Raw genomic sequence first — 5,906 nt, 5'->3', positions numbered from 1 at the left:
ATCGGCCGTCTGCTGAGTTTCCGTGTGGATGCGGCCCGTCACCTGAGTGGGCGTGGCATAGTTCATGGCCCAGAGCGTGAAGCGCAGGCAGTACCAGCCGAGGTCGCCGAGGCAGCCCAGCGGCTCCAGTTTGCCATGAGCGCGGATGTTGCTGCGCTGAAATTCATCGTCGCTCATGAAGCTGAACTGCGTGGCGATGTTGCGCACCTTGCCGACGTCGCGGTCTACCACTTCGCGCAGGCGCTTCAATCTTCGCCCGTGCATGAACATCACGCCATCCATGAACTGCACGCCTTGCTTGGCACATGCGGCGATGATTTCCGCCACATCCGCTGCGGTCACTCCCACCGGTTTTTCCACCAGCACATGCTTGCCGGCCTGTGCGGCGCGGATCACCCACTCTTTGCGCAGGCCCGTGGGGAGGGGGATGTACACGGCATCGATGTCCGTGCGTGCCAGGAGCACCGCGTAGTCATCCATCGCCTCCGGCAGGGCCGCATGTGGCGCGCTGCTCTGGCATTCCGCAATGAAGGCCTGTGCGCGTGAGAGATCACGGCTGGCCACCGCCACCAGCGTGGCATTGCCGGCATCACGAATGGCCTGCCAGTTTTTACGGGCAATGAAAGCGGCACCCAGGATGCCCCAGCGACAGTGGTTGGTGTTCATGCCGTGATGAAGCACTCTCCCTTACTTCCCGTCAAGTTCACAGCATCAAACCAAAGCGTGCGGTGATGGCGCGGAGCAGCGCAAACAGCAGCAGAGTCAGCACCGCGCTACCGCTCAGCGCGCCGTGAAAGCCCCACCAGCGTTGGAACGCCGGGAAGAGCAGAAACATCGGAAGCGTGGGGAGGACATACCAGAAGATGTAGTACATGTGGTCTGACGTCTTCTGCGCCCGGACTTCGGGCGCGCTTTCGTAGTGCACCCAGAAGAGTGTGATGAGGCTGACAAACGGCAGGGCCGCCAGCAGCGCGCCGAGCTTGTCGCTGCGTTTCACCATCTCGCTCACCAGAGTGATGATGCCCGCGCTGAGCAGGTATTTGAGGATGAGCTTCAGAGTCATGGCGGTGGGTGGATGGTAAAATGTGAGTAACGATTTTCGGTGTGCGGGATTTCTCCGGTCAACGAGATCACGCAGAAGCGTGACAGCAGCCAACCCAAACTTGTCATGAAAGCGATCCGCATCACCTCATATCTCGCACTTGCCCTGGCATGCCCCTTAGCGCTGCATGTGATGGCGCAGCCACCCAAGCATCCGCCAAACCGCCCGCAGCATCCGCCTCATCCTCATTCACCACCACCTAACGGCATGAAGCCGCAGTTTGGCGATGCTCTGCCGGGACTCACGAAGGCGCAGATGGCGACCTTTCTCGATGGCAAAGAAGACTTCGAAGATACGGAAACCGAGGCTGGCGGCCTGGGGCCCATCTTCAACCGCTCCTCCTGTGTGACTTGTCACAACGCGCCGGTCACAGGCGGCGCGGGTCCCATCAATGTCACGCGCTTTGGCCGCACGGAAAACGGCGTGTTTAATCCGCTCGCCGCGCTCGGTGGTTCGTTGCAGCAGGAGATGGAGATCAATTCGGTGCTGCACGAGGTGGTCCCGCCGGAGGCCAATGTGGTGGCGCATCGCAATTCCACGCCACTCTTCGGCCTTGGGCTGATCGAGGCGATCCCTGACCAGGAAATTCTGCGAAATGTGCGGCGCACACCGCTTGATGGCGTGCTGGGGAAGGTGGCCAAGGTGGCGGACGCGGCCACAGGCAAGACCCACATCGGGCGCTTTGGCTGGAAGGCCCAGCAGGCCACGCTGATCAGCTTTGCGGGTGACGCCTACCTGAATGAAATGGGCATCACCAGCCGCCTGTTTCCGGTGGAAAACGCACCCAACGGCAACGCCCAGCTTCTCGCGCAGTATGACACGGTGGTCGATCCTGAGGACGTGGTCGATCCGGCCACGGGCAGGGGAGACATTGATCGCGTGGCCGATTTCATGCGCTTCCTCGGCGCGCCGCCGCGCCTGCCTCCCACCCATTCTGCGGCTGCCGGACGCAGCGTGTTTCAGAACACCGGATGCGCTGTCTGTCACGTGCCGCTGATGATCACCGGGCCGAACAAGGTGGCTGCGCTGAATCAGCAGGAAGTCTGGCTTTTCTCCGACCTGCTGCTGCATGACATGGGCTCTCTGGGAGACGGCATCGCCCAGGGCACTGCGGATGTGCGTGACACGAAGACCGCGCCGCTCTGGGGCCTGCGCGCCAGCGCCCCCTATCTGCATGATGGCCGTGCTGCGACAATCGACGAAGCCATTGAAGCCCACGATGGCGAAGCGAAGGCTTCCAAGGACCGCTATCTGAAGCTTAACAAGCAGCAGGTGCAGCAGCTCATCGATTTCCTCATGTCCATTTGATGGAGTGTGTCCGTGTAATGGGTGGAAGGTGTGAAGCAGGCAGCAATGCCTGCTTCATTCGTTTTCACTGACTGGCCGCAAAAAAGCACCTGCATTCGCCTTATGCTTAAAACAACATTTTCAGCTCAGCGCTGTTTCTGCGTCGCGCCGCCTTTCGCCGGGGCGGACTTCTGGCCGCAGCGCGGCAGAACGAAGATGGCCAGCAGGAGCACGATCGCTGCTGCGGCGATCGCGATGGGCTTGTTGCTTTTGATTTTGGCAATGGCGTCTGCCAGGGCCGTTGATTGGGCTGCCGGAGCCGTAGGTTTACGCGGCATAGGCGCGGAGATTTTGCGCTGTGCGGGCATCAGGGCTGCCGTGGGGCGTTGGGGCCTGTTGGCAGCCACATGCATTCCAGGGGAAATGGGGATCGTGCTCGAGGTCGCATTGCGCGCTCCTTGGTGGGGATTGGGCAGGACTACAGGTGCTGAAACCTGCGGCTGGACGAGATTGAGTGGCGGCGGGGGAGGGGCGCTCTCGGCGAGTTCGGCTCGTGTCGATGGCAGTTCCGGCAGGTTGGGCGCTTCACGGCGCTCGAACAATTCCTTGGCCGCACCCGCCTTGCGCGGACGTTGCTCAGGGTCTGCCGCGATGAGGTGCATGACCCAAGCGCACATCCAGCTTGGGACATGTGAGGCGAGTTTTTGCAGGGGGGGCAGATCATGGCCGAGGTGCTTCAGCCGCAGTTCCTTCAGTGCGCGACCGTCAAAGGGAGGTCTTGCGGTGAGCGCTTCATATAGGATGCAGCCAAGGGCGTAGACGTCGGTGCGGCGGCGGGTGGTGCCGTCCTGCCATTGTTCGGGGGCGGTGCAGCGGTAGGCGCGGATTTGTTCCTCATTGCTGTCATTCCGAGCCGCGAAGCCCTGGCCAAAGCCGTGCAGTGTCACCTGCCAGTCAGCGGCGGATTTGCCGGAGATGCGTACATAATCCGGCCGCAGGCTGCCGTGGACGATGGCGTCTTCATGAAGGGCTGAAACTGCCTCCAGGAGCTGCCGCGCCACGGTTTCAAACTCCTTTTCGGTGAGCGGTCCGCGTTCGAGCACTTCGGTCAACGTTTCTCCCGGCAGCACCCCTGCCACAATGGTGTAAAAGCCGTCTTTGTCGGAACCGAAATCGATCAGCCTGTCGAGGTGCGGGTTTTGCAGGGGGGCAAGCTGGCGGAACAATTCCTGCAGGCCCTCAATTTCTTCTGGTTTGTTGGTTTTGAAGCGCCTGAGCCGCAATTCATCTCCGCGTTTGTTGTCGCGTACGAGCAATAGCTTGCTGGCGGTGTCCTCTTCCAGAGGACGCAGAATTTCAAAACGGGAGGACATCCGGTAAAGCTGGCCCGTTCCAGCTAATCCCGCAAGCTTCTTGCCACATCCATTATTTGCACGCTAATGTACCTGCCCATCCCTGCATGGAAGATTTTCTCGTTATTGATCACGTTTCCAAAACCTTCGGCGCCCAGCGTGCCGTGGATGATGTGGCGTTGACCGTGGCGCAGGGGGAATCGTTTTCCCTTCTCGGGCCCAGCGGCTGCGGCAAAACTACCCTGCTGCGGATGATCGCGGGGTTTGAGCAGCCCGACCGTGGGAGAATTTTGGTGGGGGGCCGGGACATCACCTCGCTGCCTCCCGAACAGCGCCCGGTGAACACGGTTTTTCAAAACTACGCGCTCTTTCCGCATCTAAGCGTGTGGGAAAACATCGCCTTCGGGCTGCGCATGAGCCGCCGTCCGCGTGAGGAAATTCGCAGTGGAGTGGAGCGCATGCTCGAACTCGTGCGACTCAGCGAGCACGCACGCAAGCGCCCCGCCCAGCTCAGTGGGGGGCAGCGGCAGCGAGTGGCCATCGCGCGAGCTTTGGTGAACCGCCCCCAGGTGCTGCTGCTCGACGAGCCGCTGGCGGCGCTGGATCTCAAACTCCGCCAGCACATGCTCATGGAGCTGAACACGATCCACGAGCAGGTCGGCACCACCTTCATCTACGTCACCCATGATCAGGGCGAGTCGATGAGCCTGAGCGATCGCATCGCCGTGATGAATGCGGGCAAGGTGGAGCAGGTGGACTCGCCGGAGAATCTGTATGAAACACCGCGCAGCAGCTTTGTGGCCTCCTTCATTGGGGATGCCAATTTCTTCTCGGGGGTCGTGGTCGAAGTGCAGCACGAAGGCTACGTGCGCGTGCTGGTGGACGGGCTGGGCAGTCCGCTGGTGCTGAGCAATGGCGCGGTCTCGGCGAACCAAACGCTGCGTCTCATGGTGAGGCCGGAAAAAATAAGCCTCACACTCACCCGCCCGTCGAGTGGCGAGAGGGTGAATGCCTTCCGTGGAGTGGTGGAGGACATGGTCTATTTCGGCTCACACACGCGTTACCGCATTCGTGCGGGTGAACACAGCATCCTGGCCCAGCTGCAGCGCAGCCGCTTCAGCGGCGGAGAGATTGATCCCGCACGCGGTGCGGAAGTGTGGATGAGTTTTCACCCGGATGAAGGCCGCGTCGTACGGCTGGAGGCGGCGGCATGAGCACTGAATCCCGGCCCGACAGGCAGTGGCTGCTTTCATTGCCCTCTCTCACATGGCTTGCCGTGTTTTTTGTGATCCCGGCCATCCTGGTTATCATCACCGCCTTTCGTCCGGCTGATTTGCAGGGAGGAGTCGGGCCGGGCTGGACGCTGGCCACACTGCGAGAAGTGCAGGATCCTGCCTACCTGCCCATCCTGTGGCGAACTCTCTGGCTCAGCGGAGCGACCACCATGGTCTGTCTGGCGCTGGCGCTGCCGGTGGCCTTTCAGATGGCGCGTGCCGGGCAGCGCATGCGGCAGGTGCTGCTGCTGCTCGTGGTCATCCCGTTTCTCTCGAATTTCCTGATCCGCATCTTTGCGTGGAAATCCCTGCTGCATCCCGAAGGGCCGCTGACGAAGCTGCTGATCGGGCTGCATCTCATTCCAGAGAATGCCGTGCTGCTGAACCATGTGGGCACGGTGCTGCTGGTGCTTGTTTACACGCAGCTGCCGTTCGCGATCCTGCCTCTCTACGCTGCGGCGGAGAAGTTTGACTTTGGCCTGCTGGATGCTGCGAGGGATCTCGGAGCCGGGCCGTGGCGTGCGTTTTCCAAGGTATTCGTTCCCGGTGTGCGCCGAGGCATCATTTCTGCAGCGGTCATGGTCTTTGTCTGCTGTCTGGGGCAGTACGTCATCCCGCAGATGGTGGGTGGCACCTCGGATGAAATGCTCGGTAGCAAGATCGCCCAGCGTGTGTTTTCAGACCGCAATCTGCCGCATGCCAGCGCCTTGGCGGGCGGGCTGATGCTTGCGGTACTGGTACCCATGGTCGTGATCGTGCTGTGGCAGCAGTTTGGCAGAAAGGAGGCGGAATGAAGCGCTCCTCGCTGCCTGCGGTGATCACGATTGGCGTGATCCTGTTTCTGTTCGCGCCACTGGGAGTTCTGGTGGTGAATTCGTTCAATGCTTCGCG

Annotated in this window: 6 protein-coding genes; 3 read left to right on the top strand and 3 right to left on the bottom strand. The window is 61.2% G+C overall.

Translation table 11 applies throughout. The annotated features are described in order from the left end of the window. Both ACIREA_RS24860 and ACIREA_RS24855 read right to left on the bottom strand, forming a co-directional pair. Window positions 1–666 (bottom strand): Gfo/Idh/MocA family protein (locus ACIREA_RS24860; protein WP_397385031.1); only part of this gene is annotated, 666 nt, incomplete at its 3' end. 37 nt (window positions 667–703) lie between these two features. Continuing rightward, window positions 704–1,063: a DUF3147 family protein gene (locus tag ACIREA_RS24855; RefSeq protein WP_397385030.1), complete on the bottom strand. Its 360-nt coding sequence runs from the start codon at window positions 1,061–1,063 to the stop codon at window positions 704–706. A 105-nt stretch (window positions 1,064–1,168) separates the two neighbouring features. Between ACIREA_RS24855 and ACIREA_RS24850 the strand changes: the two genes are divergently transcribed. Next, the gene (locus ACIREA_RS24850; RefSeq protein WP_397385029.1) at window positions 1,169–2,410 is read left to right on the top strand and encodes a di-heme oxidoredictase family protein; all 1,242 of its coding nucleotides are present in this window, start codon (window positions 1,169–1,171) and stop codon (window positions 2,408–2,410) included. A 125-nt stretch (window positions 2,411–2,535) separates the two neighbouring features. On the opposite strand, the gene ACIREA_RS24845 is transcribed toward ACIREA_RS24850, so the two are convergent. Beyond that, the gene (locus tag ACIREA_RS24845; protein WP_397385028.1) at window positions 2,536–3,762 is read right to left on the bottom strand and encodes a serine/threonine protein kinase; all 1,227 of its coding nucleotides are present in this window, start codon (window positions 3,760–3,762) and stop codon (window positions 2,536–2,538) included. Between the two features lie 86 nt (window positions 3,763–3,848). Between ACIREA_RS24845 and ACIREA_RS24840 the strand changes: the two genes are divergently transcribed. Together ACIREA_RS24840 and ACIREA_RS24835 are read left to right on the top strand one after the other, a co-directional pair. Beyond that, on the top strand, window positions 3,849–4,955 hold the full coding sequence (locus ACIREA_RS24840) for an ABC transporter ATP-binding protein (RefSeq protein ID WP_397385027.1): 1,107 nt from the start codon (window positions 3,849–3,851) through the stop codon (window positions 4,953–4,955). Continuing rightward, on the top strand, window positions 4,952–5,809 hold the full coding sequence (locus ACIREA_RS24835) for an ABC transporter permease (protein WP_397385026.1): 858 nt from the start codon (window positions 4,952–4,954) through the stop codon (window positions 5,807–5,809). Before ACIREA_RS24840 ends, ACIREA_RS24835 begins: the two co-directional genes overlap by 4 nt. The last annotated feature ends 97 nt before the right edge of the window (window positions 5,810–5,906 follow it).

The organism is Prosthecobacter sp. (assembly GCF_044373815.1).
In the GTDB taxonomy this organism is placed as follows: Bacteria; Verrucomicrobiota; Verrucomicrobiia; order Verrucomicrobiales; family Verrucomicrobiaceae; genus Prosthecobacter.
This window is presented reverse-complemented; position numbering and strand designations above follow the sequence as displayed.